The sequence below is a fragment of the Pseudomonas sp. 13B_3.2_Bac1 genome (genome assembly GCF_025466205.1).
Lineage (GTDB): Bacteria > Pseudomonadota > Gammaproteobacteria > Pseudomonadales > Pseudomonadaceae > Aquipseudomonas > Aquipseudomonas fluorescens_H.
In genome coordinates this window covers 57,828-77,052 of the sequence record NZ_JANLOG010000147.1, presented here as the reverse complement: position 1 = coordinate 77,052, position 19,225 = coordinate 57,828, and the positions used below count along the sequence as shown (strand labels likewise).

General features: G+C 60.2%; 16 protein-coding genes. 2 read left to right on the top strand and 14 right to left on the bottom strand.

Going from position 1 to position 19,225, the window contains the following annotated elements; all coding sequences use genetic code 11:
• Positions 1 to 104: 104 nt before the first annotated feature.
• A complete protein-coding gene (gene sohB, locus NTD85_RS24260) occupies positions 105 to 1,136 on the bottom strand; it encodes a protease SohB (RefSeq protein ID WP_003225526.1) in 1,032 nt (343 codons plus the stop codon).
• 205 nt (positions 1,137 to 1,341) lie between these two features.
• On the opposite strand from sohB, the gene NTD85_RS24255 reads away from it, so the two are divergent.
• Positions 1,342 to 2,052, top strand: a complete 711-nt coding sequence (locus tag NTD85_RS24255; protein WP_262143401.1) for a histidine phosphatase family protein — start codon at positions 1,342 to 1,344, stop codon at positions 2,050 to 2,052.
• 64 nt (positions 2,053 to 2,116) lie between these two features.
• A complete protein-coding gene (locus NTD85_RS24250) occupies positions 2,117 to 2,431 on the top strand; it encodes an SCP2 sterol-binding domain-containing protein (RefSeq protein WP_008015934.1) in 315 nt (104 codons plus the stop codon).
• 57 nt (positions 2,432 to 2,488) lie between these two features.
• Here NTD85_RS24250 and NTD85_RS24245 read toward each other — a convergent pair whose 3' ends face one another.
• From NTD85_RS24245 to NTD85_RS24185, 13 genes are all read right to left on the bottom strand, one after another.
• On the bottom strand, positions 2,489 to 3,079 hold the full coding sequence (locus tag NTD85_RS24245; protein ID WP_262143400.1) for a hypothetical protein: 591 nt from the start codon (positions 3,077 to 3,079) through the stop codon (positions 2,489 to 2,491).
• A complete protein-coding gene (locus NTD85_RS24240) occupies positions 3,076 to 4,128 on the bottom strand; it encodes a hypothetical protein (protein ID WP_003225534.1) in 1,053 nt (350 codons plus the stop codon). Before NTD85_RS24240 ends, NTD85_RS24245 begins: the two co-directional genes overlap by 4 nt.
• A gap of 12 nt (positions 4,129 to 4,140) precedes the next feature.
• Complete coding sequence (locus NTD85_RS24235) at positions 4,141 to 4,668, bottom strand: PAAR domain-containing protein (protein WP_003225535.1); 528 nt, start codon at positions 4,666 to 4,668, stop codon at positions 4,141 to 4,143.
• 43 nt (positions 4,669 to 4,711) lie between these two features.
• A complete protein-coding gene (locus NTD85_RS24230; RefSeq protein ID WP_262143399.1) occupies positions 4,712 to 6,331 on the bottom strand; it encodes an ABC transporter ATP-binding protein in 1,620 nt (539 codons plus the stop codon).
• 1 nt (position 6,332) lies between these two features.
• Positions 6,333 to 7,355 (bottom strand): ABC transporter permease, encoded by a 1,023-nt coding sequence (locus tag NTD85_RS24225; RefSeq protein ID WP_103484769.1) that lies wholly within the window; start codon positions 7,353 to 7,355, stop codon positions 6,333 to 6,335.
• Positions 7,355 to 8,419, bottom strand: a complete 1,065-nt coding sequence (locus tag NTD85_RS24220; protein WP_103484770.1) for a microcin C ABC transporter permease YejB — start codon at positions 8,417 to 8,419, stop codon at positions 7,355 to 7,357. Before NTD85_RS24220 ends, NTD85_RS24225 begins: the two co-directional genes overlap by 1 nt.
• Positions 8,406 to 10,256, bottom strand: a complete 1,851-nt coding sequence (locus NTD85_RS24215; RefSeq protein ID WP_262143398.1) for an extracellular solute-binding protein — start codon at positions 10,254 to 10,256, stop codon at positions 8,406 to 8,408. Before NTD85_RS24215 ends, NTD85_RS24220 begins: the two co-directional genes overlap by 14 nt.
• Before the next feature lie 228 nt (positions 10,257 to 10,484).
• Entirely contained in the window at positions 10,485 to 13,127 is a 2,643-nt protein-coding gene (locus tag NTD85_RS24210) for a TonB-dependent receptor (protein ID WP_262143397.1), read from the bottom strand.
• 116 nt (positions 13,128 to 13,243) lie between these two features.
• Positions 13,244 to 13,747 carry an RES family NAD+ phosphorylase gene (locus NTD85_RS24205; protein WP_003225547.1) on the bottom strand — a complete coding sequence of 168 codons (504 nt, stop codon included), beginning with the start codon at positions 13,745 to 13,747 and terminating at the stop codon, positions 13,244 to 13,246.
• Positions 13,744 to 14,220: an MbcA/ParS/Xre antitoxin family protein gene (locus tag NTD85_RS24200; protein WP_262143396.1), complete on the bottom strand. Its 477-nt coding sequence runs from the start codon at positions 14,218 to 14,220 to the stop codon at positions 13,744 to 13,746. The genes NTD85_RS24205 and NTD85_RS24200 overlap by 4 nt, the downstream gene beginning before the upstream one ends.
• Before the next feature lie 269 nt (positions 14,221 to 14,489).
• Positions 14,490 to 17,411 (bottom strand): TonB-dependent receptor, encoded by a 2,922-nt coding sequence (locus tag NTD85_RS24195; RefSeq protein WP_226499181.1) that lies wholly within the window; start codon positions 17,409 to 17,411, stop codon positions 14,490 to 14,492.
• A 90-nt stretch (positions 17,412 to 17,501) separates the two neighbouring features.
• A complete protein-coding gene (locus NTD85_RS24190) occupies positions 17,502 to 18,449 on the bottom strand; it encodes a FecR domain-containing protein (RefSeq protein WP_262143395.1) in 948 nt (315 codons plus the stop codon).
• Positions 18,446 to 18,955 carry a sigma-70 family RNA polymerase sigma factor gene (locus tag NTD85_RS24185; RefSeq protein ID WP_003225554.1) on the bottom strand — a complete coding sequence of 170 codons (510 nt, stop codon included), beginning with the start codon at positions 18,953 to 18,955 and terminating at the stop codon, positions 18,446 to 18,448. Before NTD85_RS24185 ends, NTD85_RS24190 begins: the two co-directional genes overlap by 4 nt.
• Between the last annotated feature and the right edge of the window lie 270 nt (positions 18,956 to 19,225).

Below are 19,225 nucleotides of genomic sequence, written 5' to 3'. Positions count from 1 at the left end.
AGGTTCGAATCAACAATTCGAACTCGAGAAGTACATATATACCGCCAAAAATAAAATAGCCCCGTTCTCGGCAGGACAGAGAACGGGGCTATTGTTTTAGTGCATTACCAGAAACGTTGCTGGGTCAGGCGACTCCACCAGTTCAGCAACACGCGATCCACCGAACCGCTGGCCGCCATGCCGATGCGTTCCTGCAGGCTTTTGCGTTCGGCGTAGTGCAGGTGGTAGACCTCAGCCTTTTTTGCCCGGTCGGCGAGGTACTCGTCGCTGGTCTTGAGTTCGTCCACCAGCTGTTTGTCCAGCGCCGCGACACCGAGCCAGACCTCACCGGTGGCGACCTCGTCGATGGCCAGTTGCGGGCGGTAGCGGGCGACGAAGTTCTTGAACAGTTGATGAGTAATGTCCAGGTCTTCCTGGAATTTCTCGCGGCCCTTTTCGGTATTTTCGCCAAACACGGTCAGGGTGCGCTTGTATTCACCGGCAGTCAGCACTTCAAAGTCGATGTCGTGCTTTTTCAGCAGGCGATTGACGTTGGGCAACTGCGCGACGACGCCGATCGAACCGAGGATCGCGAACGGTGCGCTGATGATCTTCTCGCCAATGCAGGCCATCATGTAACCGCCGCTGGCCGCGACCTTGTCGATGCACACGGTCAGCGGCACGCCGGCCTCGCGGATACGCGCCAGTTGCGACGATGCCAGGCCGTAGCTGTGAACCATGCCGCCGCCGCTTTCCAGACGCAGTACCACTTCGTCCTTTGGCGTGGCGAGAGTCAGCAGTGCGGTGATTTCGTGACGCAGGCTCTCGGTGGCCGACGCCTTGATGTCACCGTCGAAATCGAGCACGAACACCCGGGATTTGCTCTCGGTTTTGCTCTTCTGCTTCTTCTCGCCTTTCTCAGCCTTGGCCTGGCCCTTGCGCAAGGCCTTGAGCTGATCCTTGTCGAGCAGGGTCTGCTCCAGGCGCTCACGCAGACCTTTATAGAAATCGTTGAGCTTGCTGACCTGCAGCTGACCCGCCGACTTGCGCCGGCCCTTGCTGCGCAATGCAGCGAAACTGGCCAGCACCACCAGAATGGCAACGACCAGGGTCACGGTTTTGGCCAGGAAGCTGGCGTATTCGGACAAAAACTCCACAGAGACTCCTTAAAACAATGCGCGGACACGAAACACGCGCGGGATGGCTCCAGCATACCCATGCGCCGGCCCGTCGACCAGCCGTGAAACCTCTGGCAACAGGCCTGTAACGGGCATTTCAAACAAGCGTATGTTTTTTCATTGACAGCACTTCGTCATCCTCATAACCTCGCCACAACCTTCAACGTACCGGGATGACGCGGACGTGGGCAGCATCTATTTGATTCGACATGGCCAGGCCTCCTTTGGTGCAGACGACTATGACGTCCTGTCGCCGATCGGTGTGCGCCAGGCAGAAGTCCTTGGCCAGCACCTCGCCGAGCTGGGAATCCGTTTCGATCGCTGCCTGGCGGGCGACCTGCGTCGTCAGCAACACACGGCCACCAGCGCGCTGGAGCAGCTCACCGCCAAGGGCCTGTCGGTACCGACGCTGGAGACCGACTCCGCGTTCAACGAGTTCGATGCCGACGCGATCATCCGCGCCCTGATCCCCGCCATGCTGGCGGACGAGCCGGAAGCCATCGACATCCTGCGCAACGCGGCGCAAAACCGCGCCGAATTCCAGCGCATCTTCGCCCTGGTCATCGAGCGCTGGCTGGCGGGCACCTACGACACCCCCGGGCTGGAAAGCTGGCTGGGTTTCGTCGAGCGGGTACAGGGCGGACTGCACCGGATCCTCGAACAGGCCGACGGCAACCAGAAAATCGCCGTGTTCACCTCCGGCGGCACCATTACCGCCCTGCTCCACCTGATTACCCAAATGCCTGCCCGGCAGGCCTTAGAACTGAATTGGCAAATCGTCAACACCTCGCTCAACCAGCTGAAGTTCCGCGGTCGCGAGGTGGCTTTGGCTTCCTTCAACAGTCACGCACATCTGCAACTGCTGAAGGCTCCGGAACTCATCACTTTCCGCTGAGTCCGGATAATTGTGACCCTTGCTGTAATCAACCAGCGCCTATTACCCAAGAAAGGATCGAACCATGACCTCCGTAGCTGATGCCGTACAAGCAATGAAAGCCAAGTTCAACCCAGCCGCCGCTGCCGGTCTGGATCTGGTCTTCGGTTTTCGCATCGACGACACCAAAAACTTCTCGCTGATCGTCAAGGACAGCACCTGCGAGCTGCAAGAAGGCGAGAACCCGGACGCTCAGGTCACTCTGGTGATGGACGGCGAAACCCTGGAAGGCATCGTCGATGGTTCGACCGACGGCATGCAAGCGTTCATGGGCGGCAAACTGCGCGCTGAAGGCGACATGATGCTGGCGATGAAACTGTCCGAGCTGTTCCCGTCGTAAGACTACGTCGCAGTACAAACAAATCCCGCCTTGATGGCGGGATTTGTCATTTCCGGGTCATTGGATGCCGGCGGCGTCCAGCTCCTTGAAGACCTGCCGATCGGCGATCTGGCTCTCACTCTCGGGGTACATCAACTGGACGCTACCCCCTGGGATGATTTCACCGGTTTGCGCATCCCGGGCGAAGGTGATGACATACCGCTCACCCTGGTACTTCAGGTAAATGTTGTAATAATCCTGTGGCTGATCCGGCGCTTCGAAAGCGCTGTAGCGGTAGCGGATGCGTGGAATCAGCATCGGCCACTCCTTGCCAAGCAAGTCACAATTGACCGGCGGAAACGCCGCCTCGAGGGCCACAATGGCGCCAGCTACCAACTCATCGTTGTCGCTTGGCTTGAAAGGTAATGGTCTGTTACGCAGCATGGTTACAGCGCTTTTTTTTCCATCGACAACATCAGTGCGGTACATATCGGTACGAAACCATTTTGTTGCATCAAAACGGTTTTCTTCCGGACTCCAGTCGCCGTAGTACATCATCACTTTCTCGCTCATCGCATCTTCCCTTGTGTGCAGATAGAGCCCCATCGCACTAAAAACCAGCAAAAAGGCCGCTACGAGACCCAAGCGCTTGTGAAAATTAACAGTCATGGTTGTGCCGGAAGCCCTTTTTTAAACTTCATTTGCTGCTTCGGTGGCCCCAACGGCGTATTGCCTGAGCGCACCTTTCCGACAGCCCCATAATCGTCCAGCGGATAACTCATGTTCTTTTCGTTTTTCGCGCGGCTCTGAGCATGCATCAAAAGCTTTTTGTCATTTTCGGTAGCCAGCTCCGGCGGCTGAACCGGGGCTGTTTCGCCCGGCAGCTCCACGGTGTCGTCCTTTTTTGACAATCTGTATTCAGCAAGACGCCGTTCGTAGCCAGCTTTCTTGATCATGAAAGCGGATTTGGCTCGATTATCCGACGCTACACGCGCCTTCGCCCCCTCCAGACCATCGCGCTCTGCATCACTGCCATATGTTTGGTCGTAAAGGCTGCGCCGCGGGTAAGCATGAATGGTCGCCCCGGTTGCATCGGCAAGTTTCTGTGCAAGGCTGAGCTCGTAATGTTCCTGCCCCTCACTGACAAGTGCCGTCTCATCAACCCCCAACCCGGTTCGGCATGCGTACGAAAAGATATTAGCGCCGAAGGCAAAGGCATCAGGCTGCAATTGGCTCGCTTGGGCAGGTCCAAAGCGATAGCTGGCATCCTTACCTTCGATTTCGTAACCGAACTCGATATTGAACACCACGCCGTGGGCAAAGATGTCGAGCTGTTTGATCTCGCGCTTTTCCTCTACCCGCTTGTTTATGAAAGCAACCAGTTCGGCGGCGGAATCAATCTCAAGGTATTCGGCTCTGTATGTGTTGACGACAAGCTCTTTGAGCCTGGCGCGCATTTTGGGATCGTACTCCGCGACAAACAGCAGAAAAAAGGTTTTGTCCGCGGCACCCTTTTTAAGGTTCGAGTAGTCTCTCAACTGGCCAACACCTTGGTTGATGAAACTCATCTTGTTGCCGTAATTCTCGCGAAATTCCGTCCAGCGACTAATGTGGTAAGAGCCCACCACAGTTACATAATCGTATTTGAGTGTCCCCTTGACCTGCGTCGTGCCGTGCTGATCGCTTGTCTGGGCCTGTTTTTTCTTCGGTGGCGCCACGTCTGACCTTCCTTAGTAAGCAATGCCCAACGCATCCAGATGAGCGGCGGCTTCCTTGCCCCATTGCACGACAACGGAGGTAGGATCGGCGGTGAACACCCGAGCGGCGTTGCCGTGGTTGTCGGTGTGGCCGACGAGGCGCTGGCCGTCGCCGGTTTCGATGCAATAGAGCATATCGGGAATGGCTTCGCCGGTGGTTTCGTCGACCAGTTGGAAGCGTTCGCTATGCTTGGGCACGGTAACGATCGGAGTGAACGGCACGGCGCCGACTGCGGTGCCGACGAAAACGTCACCGGAGCCAGTGATGATCATGCCGCCATGAGCGGTGGAGCTGCCGAGAAAGGCAATAGGTTTGCCATTGATCAGTATGTTGCCTATCCCTTCGGTGACGGAGTCTCCGCAAGCCGTGGAATCGCCGACACGCAGCACCGGCATGCCGTTGATGTTCACGTTGGGCGAACCGCTGGTGCTTGGGTTGGTACCGTGACCGGTCACCGGGCAGGCATTGAGATCGCTGAGTCGAGCGGCAGGTTTTGCCATCATCTACTTCCTTGTATTGGCCAGGGCGCGGAATGTACCGGATCTACACCGCGGATAAAAGTTTGTCCGTATGCGTCGCAGGCAAAATCGTCGTGACAAACGATGCCGCCAATAGCTCCTGCGTATAAGGATGCCGCGCCGCCCTAAACAGCTCATCGGTCTGACCCTGTTCCACCACCTCACCCTCCTTCATCACAATCAGGTCATGAGCCAACGCCCGCACCACCGCCAGGTCATGGCTGATGAACAGATAAGTCAGCCCATGCTCTTCCTGCAGTCGCCGCAATAAAGCAACGATCTGTTTTTGCACCGTGCGATCCAGCGCCGAGGTCGGCTCATCGAGCAAGATCAAATCCGGCTTGAGCACCAGCGCCCGGGCGATGGCAATCCGTTGGCGCTGGCCACCGGAAAACTCGTGGGGATAGCGATGACGGGTGGCCGGATCAAGCCCGACTTCACGCAGCACATCGATCACCGCCTGCTCACGCTCGGCAGCATTCAAATCACTGTGCACCTGCAAGCCTTCGGCGATGATCTGCGCCACGCACAGGCGCGGACTTAGGCTGCCGAACGGATCCTGAAACACCACTTGCAGGCGTTTGCGTAGCGGTCGCAGTTGCTTGCCACTCAGCTGCTCCAGCGCCTCCCCTGCAAAGCGAATGCTGCCCTCGGCGTCGATCAGCCGCAAAATCGCCTGGCCCAAGGTCGACTTGCCCGACCCCGACTCACCAACAATCCCCAAGGTTTTGCCGCGCTGCAGATTCAAATCGATGCCCTTGACCGCCTCCAGCCAGGTCTTCGGCCGCAGCCAACCACCACCCAGGCGAAAGCGCACATGCAGATCGCGCACCTGCAACAAATCCTGCGCCACATCCCGGCACAGCGCTTCACCCCCCGGCTCGGCATTAAGCAATTCGATGCTGTAGGGATGCTGCGGCGCACGGAACAGTTGCTCGCACGGCGCCTGCTCGACGATCCGCCCACTGCGCATCACCGCCACTCGCTGTGCGATGGTGCGCACCAGATTCAGGTCATGGCTGATGATCAGCAGCGCCATGCCGAGCCGCTGCTGCAAGTCTTTGAGCAGCAACAGAATCCTGCGCTGCACCGTCACATCCAGCGCCGTGGTCGGCTCGTCGGCGATCAGCAGTTGCGGCTCGCAGGCCAGCGCCATGGCAATCATCACCCGCTGGCGTTGACCGCCGGAGAGTTGATGCGGATAGGCCTTGAGCCGTTCGCGGGGCTTCTGAATCCCCACCAGCTCCAGCAACTCAAGAATGCGCTCACGGGCTTGCGCGCCCGCCAGCCCTTTGTGCAGCGCCAGGCTCTCACCGAGTTGCCGCTCGATCGTGTGCAGCGGATTCAGCGAACTCATCGGCTCCTGAAAAATCATCGCGATCCGGTTGCCCCTTAACTGGCGCAGATAGCGCTCATGCACACCGAGCAGCTCTTCACCGGCATAACGAATGCTGCCATCGATCCGCGTGATGTTCGGGTCAAGCAATTGCAGGATGCTGTGGGCGGTCACCGATTTGCCGGAGCCAGACTCCCCGACCAGCGCCAGGCATTCGCCCGGACGAATATCGAGGTCGATGCCATGCACCACTGGCTGGCCGTTGAATGCCACACGCAGGTCGCGGATTTCAATCAAGTTATCGCTCATCTCAAGTCCTTGGATCAAACGCATCTCGGCACGCCTCGCCGATGAACACCAACAGAGAAAGAATCAGCGCCAACGCAAAAAAAGCCGTCAGCCCCAACCACGGCGCTTGCAGATTGCTCTTGCCCTGACCGATCAGTTCGCCCAATGAAGCGCTGCCGGCGGGCATGCCGAAACCGAGAAAATCCAGCGCCGACAAGGTCGCGATCGCTCCGGTAAGAATGAACGGCAAATAGGTCAGGGTCGCACTCATGGCGTTGGGCAAGATGTGACGGCTGATCACCTGCGCATCGCCAACCCCCAGCGCCCGCGCGGCTTTCACGTATTCCAGACCGCGGCTGCGCAGGAACTCGGCGCGCACCACATCGACCAGACTCAGCCAGGAAAACAGCGCCATGATCCCCAACAGCCACCAGAAATTCGGCTCGACGAACCCGGACAGGATGATCAGCAGATACAACACCGGCAGCCCCGACCACACCTCCAGCAACCGCTGCCCGAGCAGATCGACCCAACCGCCGTAATAGCCTTGCAAGGCCCCGGCAGCAATGCCGATCAGCGCACTGGCGGCGGTCAGCGCCAGGGCAAACAGCAGCGACACCCGCGTACCGAAGATCACCCGCGCCAGCACATCCCGCGCCTGATCGTCGGTGCCCAGCCAGTTCTCGCCGCTCGGTGGACTCGGTGCCGGTTCAGTCAGGTCGTAATTCACCGTATCGAAACCGAACGGGATCGGCGCAAACCACATCCGCCCACCCTGCCCCTCGATCAGTTGCCGCACCTGCGCACTGCGGTAGTCCGGCTGGAACGGCAATTCGCCGCCGAAATCCTGCTCGGTGTAGCGCTTGAACGCCGGGAAGTACCACTGGCCCTGATACTCGACCATTAACGGTTTGTCATTGGCGATCAGCTCGCCGCCCAGGCTCAGGCCGAACAGCAGCAAAAACAGCCACAGTGACCACCAGCCACGTCGATGCGCCTTGAACCGCGTCCAACGGCGCTGTCCGATGGGAGATAGAGTCAACATCAGGCAGTCCTCGCGGTGAAGTCGATGCGCGGGTCGACCAGCGTATAGCACAGGTCACCGAGCAGTTTTATCAGCAGGCCGAACAGGGTGAAGATGAACAGCGAACCGAACACCACCGGGTAGTCGCGCGACACGGCCGCCTCGTAGCTGAGACGGCCGAGGCCATCGAGCGAGAAGATCACTTCGATCAGCAACGAACCGCCGAAAAACACCGTCACCAGTGCTTGCGGCAGCCCCGCGACCACCAGCAGCATCGCGTTGCGAAACACATGACCGTATAAAACCTGACGCTGACTGAGGCCCTTGGCCCGCGCCGTCACCACGTACAAGCGCGAGATCTCGTTGAGAAAACTGTTCTTGGTGAGGATCGTCAGCGTGGCGAATCCGCCGATGACCAGCGCCGTGACCGGCAGCACCAGATGCCAGAAGTAATCGGCCACTTTGCCCCACGGTGACAGCTCCGCGAAGTTGTCCGAGACCAGCCCGCGCACCGGAAACCAGTCCAGCGCGGTGCCGCCGGCGAACACGATGATCAGCAGCAGTGCGAACAGAAAACCCGGCATCGCGTAGCCGATGATGATCGCCACGCTGCTCCAGACATCGAACGCCGAACCGTTGTGCACGGCCTTGCGGATACCCAGCGGAATCGACACCAGATAAGTGATCAACGTGGCCCACAAGCCCAGCGACAAGGTCACTGGCAGCTTCTGCCAGATCAGTTCGGTGACGCTGGCACCACGGAAAAAGCTCTGACCGAAATCCAGCTGCGCGTAGCTTTTGAGCATCAGCCACAGGCGCTCACCAGCCGGTTTGTCGAAGCCGTACTGACGCTCGATGTCGGCCACCAGTTTCGGGTCGAGACCCCGGGTGGCGCGGGATTCGCCACCAATGGTTTCGACATGGCCACCGCCCACCGCCGCGCCGACACCAATGCCCTGCAACCGGGCAATCGCCTGTTCCACCGGGCCACCCGGCGCGGCCTGCACGATGACAAAATTGACCAGCAGAATGGCGAGCAAAGTCGGCACGATCAGCAGCAGACGCCGCAAGCTATAACCCCACATGGGCGTACTCCTTTTGCTGTTGCTGCATCTGCGCGGCCGTCAGCGCGGTCGGGCTGATTTCCCACCAGGTGTCGAGTCCGGCGTCGTACAACGGCGCCGTCGCCGGGCGGCCGAAACGGTTCCACCACACCGTGGAAATCCCCGGTGGGTAGTAATTGGGGATCCAGTAATAGCCCCACTGCAACACCCGATCCAAGGCATGGGCATGGCGCAGCAGGCTTTCGCGATTGTCGGCCTGCACCAGACCTTCGAGCAGGGCATCGACGGCCGGATCGCGCAGCACCATGTAATTGTTCGAGCCAGGATCATCGGCGCCGTCGGAGCCAAAGTAATTGAACATCTCGCGCCCCGGCGCCTGACTCACCGGGTAGCCGACGACGATCATGTCGTAGTCGCGATTGCGCACGCGGTTGGTGTACTGCGCGGTGTCGACCTGGCGGATATCGAAGCCGATGCCGATCTGCGCCAGGTTGCGCTTGAACGGCAGCAGCAGCCGTTCAAAGCCCTTCTGACCGTTGAGAAAAGTGAACTGCAGCGGCTCGCCATTGGCATTCACCAACTGATCACCACGGGGTTTCCAGCCGGCGGCTTCCAGCAGCTTCAAGGCCTGCAACTGCTCGGCGCGGATGTTGCCCCTGCCGTCGGTTTTCGGCGCTTCGAAGACTTGGGTAAACACCTCGTCGGGGATCTTGCCGCGCCACGGTTCGAGGATTTTCAGCTCCTCGGCATCCGGTAACTCGGTGGCCGACAACGCACTGTGCGAGAAGTAACTGCGCTGGCGCAGGTACATGCTGCGCATCATTTGCCGATTGCTCCATTCGAAATCCCAGAGCATGGCAATCGCCTGACGTACCCGGCGATCCTGAAACAGCGGTTTCTGCAGATTGAACGCGAACCCTTGCGAGCCCTGCGCGGCACCCGGCGCCAGATGTTCGCGAAGCAATCTGCCCTGCTCCAGCGCCGCCCCGGCATAGCCGATGGTGTAACTGGTCGCGGAAAATTCGCGGTTATAGTCGAAGCCGCCAGCCTTGAGCACCTGCCTTGCAACATCGGTATCGGCGAAGAACTCCACGCTCAAGTGATCGAAGTTATAGAGGCCGCGAGTGATCGGCAGATCCTTGGCCCACCAGTCGGCAACACGCTGGAATTTCACACTGCGCCCGGCATCCACGGCGCTGATCCGGTACGGGCCACTGCCCGGAGGGATCTCGAAACCGGCGCCCTCGGCGAAATTGCGCGTACGCCACCAGTGCTCGGGCAACACCGGCAGCGTCGCCAGATCCAGCGGCAAGGTGCGGCTGTCGTTGTTCTTGAAGTTGAAGCGCACTTGTGTCGGCGATTCCACCACGACGTCGGCGACATCACGAAACTGCTGGCGATATTTGAGGCTGCCCTGAGTGGTGAACAGCTCGAAGGTGTAACGCACGTCTTGCGCGGTGATCGGCGTGCCGTCGTCGAAGCGCGCGTTGGGGTTGAGGTAGAAGCGCAGCCAGCGGCGATCTGCAGCCAGTTCCATCTGCTGCGCCACCAGGCCGTAGACGCTGTAGGGTTCGTCCTTGCTGCGATAGGCCAGCGGCGCGTAGAGCCAGCCGTCGATGTCGGCGACGCCGGTGCCTTTGTCGATGTAGGGAATCAGGTGATCGAACGGGCCGCTTTCCAGTGAAGAGCGACGCAACGTTCCGCCCTTGGGTGCGTTGGGGTTGGCGTAGGCCAGGTGTTGAAAGTCCGGGGCGTATTTGGGGGCTTCGCCGTAGACCGTGAGGGCGGGTTGCGGGGCGGCCCAACTGAATGGGCTTAGCAGCGCAAAAGCGCTGAACAGAATGAGCCTGGATAGCATTGGCAGATCCTTTTTGCACGGTGTTGCTACTGGCCTCTTCGCGAGCAAGCCCGCTCCCACAAGGAAGTTGTGCTCACCGCTGTTCCCCTGTGGGAGCGGGCTTGCTCGCGAAGGCGCCAGTACAGTCACCAAACATCCTGCCTACCTGTGGTGTGCAACAGGCCGGCGATTTTTATAGGGCAGGCTTTAGATCAATAAGTGACTAAAACCCGCCCCCTCTGGGCATTTTCAGAACTTGTAATTGACCCGCGTGTACAGCGTCCGGCCGAACGGGTCGCCGTATTTCGGGTCGTAGCCGCTCTGGAAGGTGTAGGTCTGGTTGCTGAACGGTGGCTCACGATCGAACAGGTTCTTCGCGCCGAGCGTTACGCTCAGGGTTTTGCGCCAGGTGTAGGTGCCAGCCAGATCCCAGACGTTGTACGAGCCAACGTAATCGTGGGTCTCGCGGTCGGAGTCGTGGTAGCCACTGGTGTAGCGGTTGGTCAGGGCCACGCCGTAGGGGCCGTAGTTCCAGCTGCCGGTCAGGCTGTGGCGCCAGCGGGCCACGGCACCCGCCGAGGAGAAGTCGCCGCCGCGGAAATCGCCGAGCTTGTCGATGTAGTCGCCCTTGAGCTGCTGCTGGTACTCGTACCGACTGACATAAGTGCCCTGCAGGCCGATCCCGAAGTTGCCGTACGGAGTGCTCGGCAAACGGTAGTCGAAGCTGACGTCGACGCCATTGGTCTTGATCTTGCCGAGGTTGGCCAGGCCCGTGACGATGTGATCGATGGAACCGTCAGGCTTGCGAATCAGGCGGTCCGGGTACAGCTCCGGGTTCTCGAACACCGCCGATTCCGGGAACTCCGCGATCTGGTTGGCGATGTTGATCCACCAGAAATCCAGCCCGGTGGTCAGGCGTTCGAACGGCTGATAGACGAAGCCGAGGGTAACGTTGCGTGCGGTTTCCGGACTCAGGTCAGTGTTGCCACCGGTTCTGCTGTAGAACTGCTGGGCGCAGTCACGGTTGGCGATCCCGCCGTTGCTCGGGTTGCCGCCTGCGCACAGCCGAGGGTCGTTGTAGTTGGCGACCGTGAATGTGGTGAAGTTGGGGTTGTACAACTCGTACAGTGACGGCGCGCGGAAACCTTCACTGTAGGCGCCACGCACCACCAGTTCCTTGAACGGCTGGAAGCGGAACGAGTATTTCGGGTTGGTGGTGCTGCCAAAATCGCTGTACTTGTCGTGGCGCACGGCGGCGGACAATTCGAGGCTGTCGAGCACCGGCACGTTGACCTCGGCGTACTGCGCCGAGACGCTGCGATCCCCGGCGACACTGGCATTGGGGTCGACACCCAGACTCTGCACGTCGGCGGCGAACTGGGCGAAGTCCTGATGGAAATCTTCCTTGCGGTATTCGCCACCCAGCGCCAGCGCTGAAGGGCCGGCACCGAACCAGTCACCGATCTCGCGGCTGACACGCCCGTCAATCGCCTTCACGCGGCCGACCGCCGTGCCGTAATCGCCGTCTACGGAATTGGCTGCCAGCAGCGCCTGCCCGGCAGCCGTCTGCGCACCGAACGGGTTGATGATGCCATTGGCAATGCCGGCGCTGACGGCGCGGTCGTTGACATAGCCGGCCTCGATGCTATTGACCACTTTGTTCTGGTTGTACGACGCACCGACGTTGTAGTCCCAACCGACCACGCTGCCGTCAAAGCTCAGCAGCAAACGCTGCCCGGTGTTGTCGTCTTCATGCTGACGGGCGCCGACAGCACTTTCGCGCCAATTCACATCGACCGGTTGCGTCGGGTCGAGAGCGAAGCTGTTCGGGCCTGGGGTAATGCCGTTGCCGGGATAAAACGCCGTACCGGGATTGACCTGGTTACCCATCAACGTGCCGGGACCGATCTGCGTGCGGTTTTCGTTGCGCGCCCAGAAGTATTCGAGGCTGACGTTGTGGTCGTCCGAAAGCTTGCCGGTTGCTTTGGCGAAGGCCGAGGTCTTCTCGGTTTCCGGCACCAGGTCGAGGTAGTTCCACAGACTCTGGCGGCAGATGCCATTGCGCGCCAGCAGGCCCGGGGCGTTGCAGTCGGAACTGGCCAGCGGGTTGGTGGCGTTGCTGCCCTGGCTCCAGTTCGCCGGTGATGCAGTGCCGGAGGTGTAGTCGAGGCCGCGTCCAGGCTGATAGTTGTAGGTGTAGCCACGATCCTCGGCAGCCAGGCGTTGCTGCTTGTCATAACTGACCACGCCGAACACGTTGAAACGGTCATCCTGCAAATCGCCAAAACCCCAACTGCCGCTGAAATTACGACTTTCACCACCGCCGGCATGGGTCGGCGTGTCGTAGTTGGTGCTGAGCTGCCCTTCGGTCAGGCTGGTCTTGGTGATGAAGTTGATCACCCCACCGATCGCATCGGTGCCGTACAGCGCCGAGGCGCCATCACGCAGCACCTCGACACGATCGATGGCGGCGAACGGGATGGTATTCAGGTCAACCCCGGAACCATTGATCGCATTGGTCGCGTTGTTGCTCAGCCGCCGCCCATTGAGCAGCACCAGGGTCTTGTTCGGGCCGATGCCGCGCAAATCCGCATACGACGCACCGCCGCTGCTCGAACCCACCGAACGCCCCGAGCCGACTGAGGACTGGTTTGCGGAAATCCGGCTCACCAGTTCTTCGGTGGTGGTCACGCCCTGCTCGCGCAGTTCTTCAACTCGCAGAATGGTGACCGGCACCGCCGTTTCAGCATCGACCCGGCGAATCGCCGTGCCGGTGACCTCGACTCGTTGCAGCTGGGTTGTCGGCTCGTCAGCGGCGACCGCCGGCAAGGTGTTGATTGCCAGCAGCAAGGCCAGGCTCAAACGAGATCGAACGGGTAAAAAATGGATCATGAACAGCCATCCCTGCGTTTTGGTTTATGCAGGGATGTGCAATGGACAGCAGCGTTTTATAGAGCCCGATTTAGACCGTTGGGTGATGAGGTTATGCAAAAAATGGCAGGCGTGGATCAAGCCAGTTCCCTCTCCTTCAGCAACCGGGTATCCAGCCCAAACCGCTCTTGGGAAACCATCTTGAACTGCCCCTCTGCCAATTCGCAGCTCACCAGCAGATTCCAGGAGTGCCGGGTCGCCGCTGAGGGGATCAGCACAAACGGATGCTCAGCGAGTAACGCATCGGCAAACAGTTGTTGATTGGGTGAAGGCTTTGCGGGGCTCAACCAGTAAGGATTCGGCACCTCCTCCGGCTGGACGATTTTCACCTTTGCTTCGCTGATGACCTCAAAGCACGTGAGTACATAACGTTCGCTGTCGAGCGCATCAAAACTGCGATTGGCTGCCACCTCCAGAATCGCCGAGGACGGATCGACTGATGCATAAACGACTCGCCGCCCGGGTATGTTCCATCGGCCACCATTGAGATTCGAACCCATCCCGCTGTCCCACGTCCCTCCGTAAATCTCGGGGTCCAGCCGCCAGGCATACCAATGCTCGTCCCAGGGCAAGGGATTCATGGGTAAACCCCGTATATCAGCTGCCCCAGATACTGCTCCACCATCTGAAACCCCAGTGAGTGACGGATAAACTCGATGGGTACGCGACCGCTCAGGTAGGTGCTGGGTTTGCGCAGCCACTCTTCGGCCCGTGACTGCCTCCCGAAGGCGTGAATGGCCTTTTCCAGCACCAAGGCATATTGGTAGGCGACGACGCTCTGCTGGGGATCAAGCCGTACCGGTTTACCTTCCTTCAGTAATCGCCGTACGGTTCTGACCGACTTGCCGGTGATACGTTTGACCATATCGCCTTGCAGATACAGTTCAGAGGTTGAAAGCATGTTGACCACATCGTTCAGTTCAAAACCTTCGTCGGTAAGTTGAACGATCAGAAAGGCGTCGTCACCTATGTTCTGACCACGTACGAGCAAGTCGACAGGTTTGCCCTCGGCCCTCTTCACACCCGTCAGCCGGGGTATCTTGACGCTGGGCATCGCGACTTCCTCCACAGGGCATCTGGCACGATCGTCACGCCATTGAAGGCGATGGGAATAAGCAGGCGTTTCGTATTCGAGGTGGTGAGTTCGCATGATCCATCCGTTATCAGAGGCCTGAACGTCCAGGCCATGTACGACTTCAATGTCATGTCCGATGCTATAGATCGCGCTTCCGACGACCAACCTGAGAATGTCGTCGGAAATATCCCCACTTATGCGAAAACCCCACCTGTTTCCGTAGGACGTGACTCACGAATAACGCGCACTCAACTGCCGAAGTGATAACTCACATCCAGCCACCACTGCCGCCCGTACGGGTCATAGTTACCGGTCGGGTAATACGGCCAGCCGGCCGAGTCATCGTGCTTGATCTGGTTGAGCACGTTGTTCACGGTCAGGCCGACACTGGCGCGGTCATTGAGCTTGTAGCGCGCACTGGCATTGAACACCGTCCATGGCGACAGACGCCCGTCGCCCGCGCCGTTGGTCACCGAGCCATAGCGAATGCCCATCAGCGTCGCCGTGGCTTTCTGGTAATCCCAGGTCAGACTGGCGTTGACCTTGCTGCGCCAGTCGTAATTGGTCCGCGAAGTGCGCCAGTCCTGCGTCGGCGCCTCGTCGGACTCCTTGTAGAAATGCGACAGCACCAGGGTGTAGCCCAGCGCCGAGCTGAATGCGCCGTACTGGCCGGCCCCCCAACGAATGTTGCTCTTGAAGTCCAGACCGCTGACCCGCTCGCTGGCGGCATTGATCGCATTGACTCGCACCCGTTGCAACTGGTTGGGATCGATAGCGGCATTGCCCGGGTTGCGGTCGATGCGCGCCAGGGTCGACTGGCAGTTGGCCGAGTTGATGTCCTGGGTGCCGTTGCGGCATTCGTTCTCTTGTTGCAGCAGGCGGTTTTCGTCGACGGTGGTCAGCAGGTCGTCGATCTCTACACGCCAGAAATCGGTGGAGAAATCGAAATTGCGCGACGGTGACCAGACAAAACCATAGGTCCAGGATTTACCGCGTTCGGACTCAAGGTCCGGGGTACCGCTCTGGGTGTAGTCGACCCGCCCGCGATCACACGCCCCCTGCACACCCTGGCTGCAACCGTAGTAGTCGATCTGCGCCGGGTAGTAACCGTTGCTGTCGGACTGATAGATGTAGTTCAGGTCCGGTGCGCGGAAACTGGTGCCATAGCTGCCGCGCAGCAACAGGCTGGTGACCGGACGCCATTCAAGCCCAAGGTTATAGGTCTTCTGCTGCTCGCTGCGGCCACTGAATTTGTACTGGTCCCAACGCCCGGCGGCGGTGGCCAGCACGGTGTCGGTCAGCGGAATGCTGAACTCGCCACCGGCCGCATAGCGCTTGCGCGAACCGCCGGAGCTTTGTGCCGGGCTCACGCCATAGAAAGTGCCGTCATTCAGACCGTCGTCCGGGTCGACGCGATATTCCTGCTTGCCCGCCTCCAGCACACCGGCAAATCCGACCGGGCCGGCCGGCAAGTCAAACAGATCGCCGTTGACCGAGGCGTTGTAGCTGGTGGAAACCGACTTGCTGTTCTGGGTCAGATTGCTGCGAAACTGATCCCATTCCTGTGGCGTCAGTGGGCGATCGAGACGCGAGGCATCGGGAGAGAACACCGGGTAACCGTTACGTGTGCCCAATTGCGGACCGAGGTAGAAATCCTGAATCGATGACAGCGGGGTGTAGCGCGTGGTTCTGACGCTGCGGTATTCCGAGCGGTTGGCGGCCAGATCGTAGTTCCAGCCGGTGTCGGCGATCTTGTCCGAGAGGCCGAGGGTGCCGGTCCACGACGTGTCGGTCCACTTGCTGTTGTTGCTGGTACGGCCACCGATTTCCTCTTCTCCGTAACGGCGATACCAGCGCTCAAGATTGCCGCTGTTCTGGTTGATGAAATCCGGTGAGGTGAAGGTCGGGCCCCGGGTGTTGTTCTGGATGTGATCGAGGCCATACATCAAGTCGGCAAACACCTGGCCGCTATCGCTGAAGTGCCAAGTGCCGCGGGTGTAGCCGTCGTAGTTTTCCTTTTGCGTCTGAATGGTCCAGTAATCGTTGTACATCTGATCGGTGCGGCAGCGCCCACCGTTGTTCAACAGCTTGTTATCGAAAGTGCCTTGATAGGCACCGCAACCGGGGCCAAGGTAGCGGTTGTTGCTCAGGTCGCGACGGTAGCCGACGTCCGCCAGCGGGCCACTCTGCATGAAGCCACGGTCGTCGGCCCAGATCGGATCGCGGTTGGTCAGCTCCAGGCCGAACAAGCCGTCGAAGTCGCCCCAACTGCCGCCGCCGCTGATTTGCAGGCGCTGATTGTCGCCACCGCCACGCTCGCTGGTGCCGCCCTTGAGGTTGACGTCGATGCCATTGATCTGCTTCTTGAGAATGATGTTGACCACCCCGGCAATCGCGTCCGAACCGTAGATCGCCGAGGCGCCGCTGCTGAGAATTTCGATGCGTTCGATGACCGCCGAGGGAATGTTCGCCAGGTTGGTGAAGTTGACCTTGCCGTCGTACGGGGTCGGGTAATCGGCGACGCGTCGGCCGTTGATCAGCACCAGTGTGTGATTGGGGCCGAGTCCGCGCAGGTTGATCGCACTGGCCGCCGGCTGCCAGGTGTTGCCATAGTCTTCGCCCTGGGTCATGCCGGTGTTTTGCGTCTGGGTCGCCAGGGCGTCGTAGACGTTCTTGTAGCCGCGCGCTTCCATCTCTTCGTGAGTGATGACGTTGACCGGGGTCGCACCATCGCTTTGCGCGCGAGCGATCCGCGAGCCGGTGACAGTGACTTTTTCCATGCGGTAATCGGCGCTGGTCGCTGGGGCCACGGCGCTGACTTTGGCCGCCACCGGCGTGTTCGCCTCGCCTTCGCGCACACTCAGGCCCTGGGCGCTCTGCTCGACTTGCAGGCCGCTGCCAAGCAACGCCTTCTCGACTGCCTGACGTCCGCCCAACGCACCGCGCACCGCACTGCTGCGTTTGCCTTGCACCAGATTCTGGCTGAACGAGATCGGGACGCCGGTCTGACGCGAGATGTCCAGCAGGACCTCATCGAGCGGGCCGCTGGCGATGTCGAAGGTGTACACCTGGGCGGCAGAATCCTGCGCATGAACCACTGTCGGTCCGAGCCCCATCGCCAGTGCGGCGGCGAGGGTCAGGCGCGGTAATTGTTGTTTGAATGAAATCATCAAGGGCTTCCCTGTTGAAGGCGTCTGCAGGGAATGAGCAGCGGGCCGGCGCTTTTTATAGGGCGGCGATTAGGCCAAGAAGTTATGACGCTATAACCGTGCACCGATGCTGACCCAGTACGGGTTGTGCCAGGTGACGCGGATCGGCAGCGAGCGCTCCAGCAGTTGCAGGGTGCGGTCGCTATCGTCCAGCGGATAGAGACCGCTCAGGCGCAGACCGGCCACTTCGGGGCTCAGGTGCAGGATGCCGCGTCGGTATGGGCGCAGGCCGTCGATCACTTCGCTCAACGGTCGGTCGCGCACTTCCAGGCGACCTTGTACCCAGGCGCTTTCCTGGCCGTTGCTGCGCTCCAGAGCCAGAATGTCCTGTGCGTTGAACCGCAGACTCTCCCCCGCCTCCACCACCTGCCGCGCACCGCCGGCGGTAACCACTTCGACCTGCGAGTGCAGCATCACCAGGCGGGTGAAATCATCGTTTTGTTGCACGAGGAATTTCGTCCCCAACGCACGCATCCGACCGTGCTCGGTCTCGACCACGAATGGCCGCGCAGGATCCTTGGCGACATCCACCAACAACTCGCCCGTACGCAATGCCAACAAGCGCTGAACCGCATCGAACTGCGCCACCACCCGCGTCCGCGCATTCAGGCTCAGCGCACTGCCATCCTCTAGGGTGAAGTCGCGTCGTTCGCCGGTGCCGGTCGCCAGTTCTCCGGCTTCCGGCAGCCAGCCGTAGCGACGCCCGAGCAACCCGGCCAGCACCGCGATGCCGAGCACACTCAAGCTGCCGCTGAGAAAGCGCCGTCGACTCGACGGTGCGTTCAGGCTGTGCAGCAGGCTGTTACGCGGCAGCCCGCGCAAGGTCGGATTACGCAGCAGGTTAAGGCCGCCGCCCATTTGCTCGATGATCCGCTGGTGCCTCGGGTCGGCCGCGCGCCACGCTTCGAACGCGGCACGCTCGCCGGCGCTGGCTTCGCCGGACTGCAACAGTGCCATCCATTGCGCCGCCTCATCGATCACCGCTTCGTCCGGCCTCATGCCTGCATCGCCTGATAGCAACGCTTGAAGGCCTCGACCATGTACTGCTGCACCCGGCTGGTGGAAACCCCCAGCCGTTCGCCGATTTCGCTGTAGGTCAAACCGTCGAGCTGATGGTAGAGAAACGCGGCTTTGGCCTTGGCCGACAAACCGTTGAGCAGGCGATCGACCGCCAGCAGCGCCTCGATCACCAGCGCCCGCTCCTCCGGCGATGGATGCACCGGTTCCGGCGCCAGCGCCAGGCTTTCCAGATAGGCGCGTTCCAGGTCCTGGCGGCGCCAGCCTTCATAGACCAGCCGCCGGGCGATGGTGGTCAGCAGCGCCCGCGGCTCGCGAATGGCGGTCGGGTCCGGCAGGGCCAACACCCGTAGAAAGGTTTCCGATGCGATGTCTTGTGCACTGTGCGGGCAACCCAGCGTGCGGCCAACGGCAGCGCACAGCCAGCGATAGTCCTTTTGGAACATTTGCCCAATCATCCGGTAATGCGGGTTTTGAACATCACCCATGTCTTGCTCCCTGAAACGGGTCCCACCCGCTGCGAAAAACCATCGTTCTGCCGGGATCGTCCGGCTCCAGATCAGGGGGCGACTGTGCAATAGCGCCGCTTACATTTGAAGTAATTAAAAATCAGGATAAGCAAACTATTGAGAATAAGACGCGCCGTCGCCGCAGAAATATTGACTGACACAACGTTGATCCCGGTCAGTTGCCCGCCCTGAAGCACTCTCTAATCTGCGCGCTCCATCGAACGCCAAGGACGGCTCACCGGGAGCCCG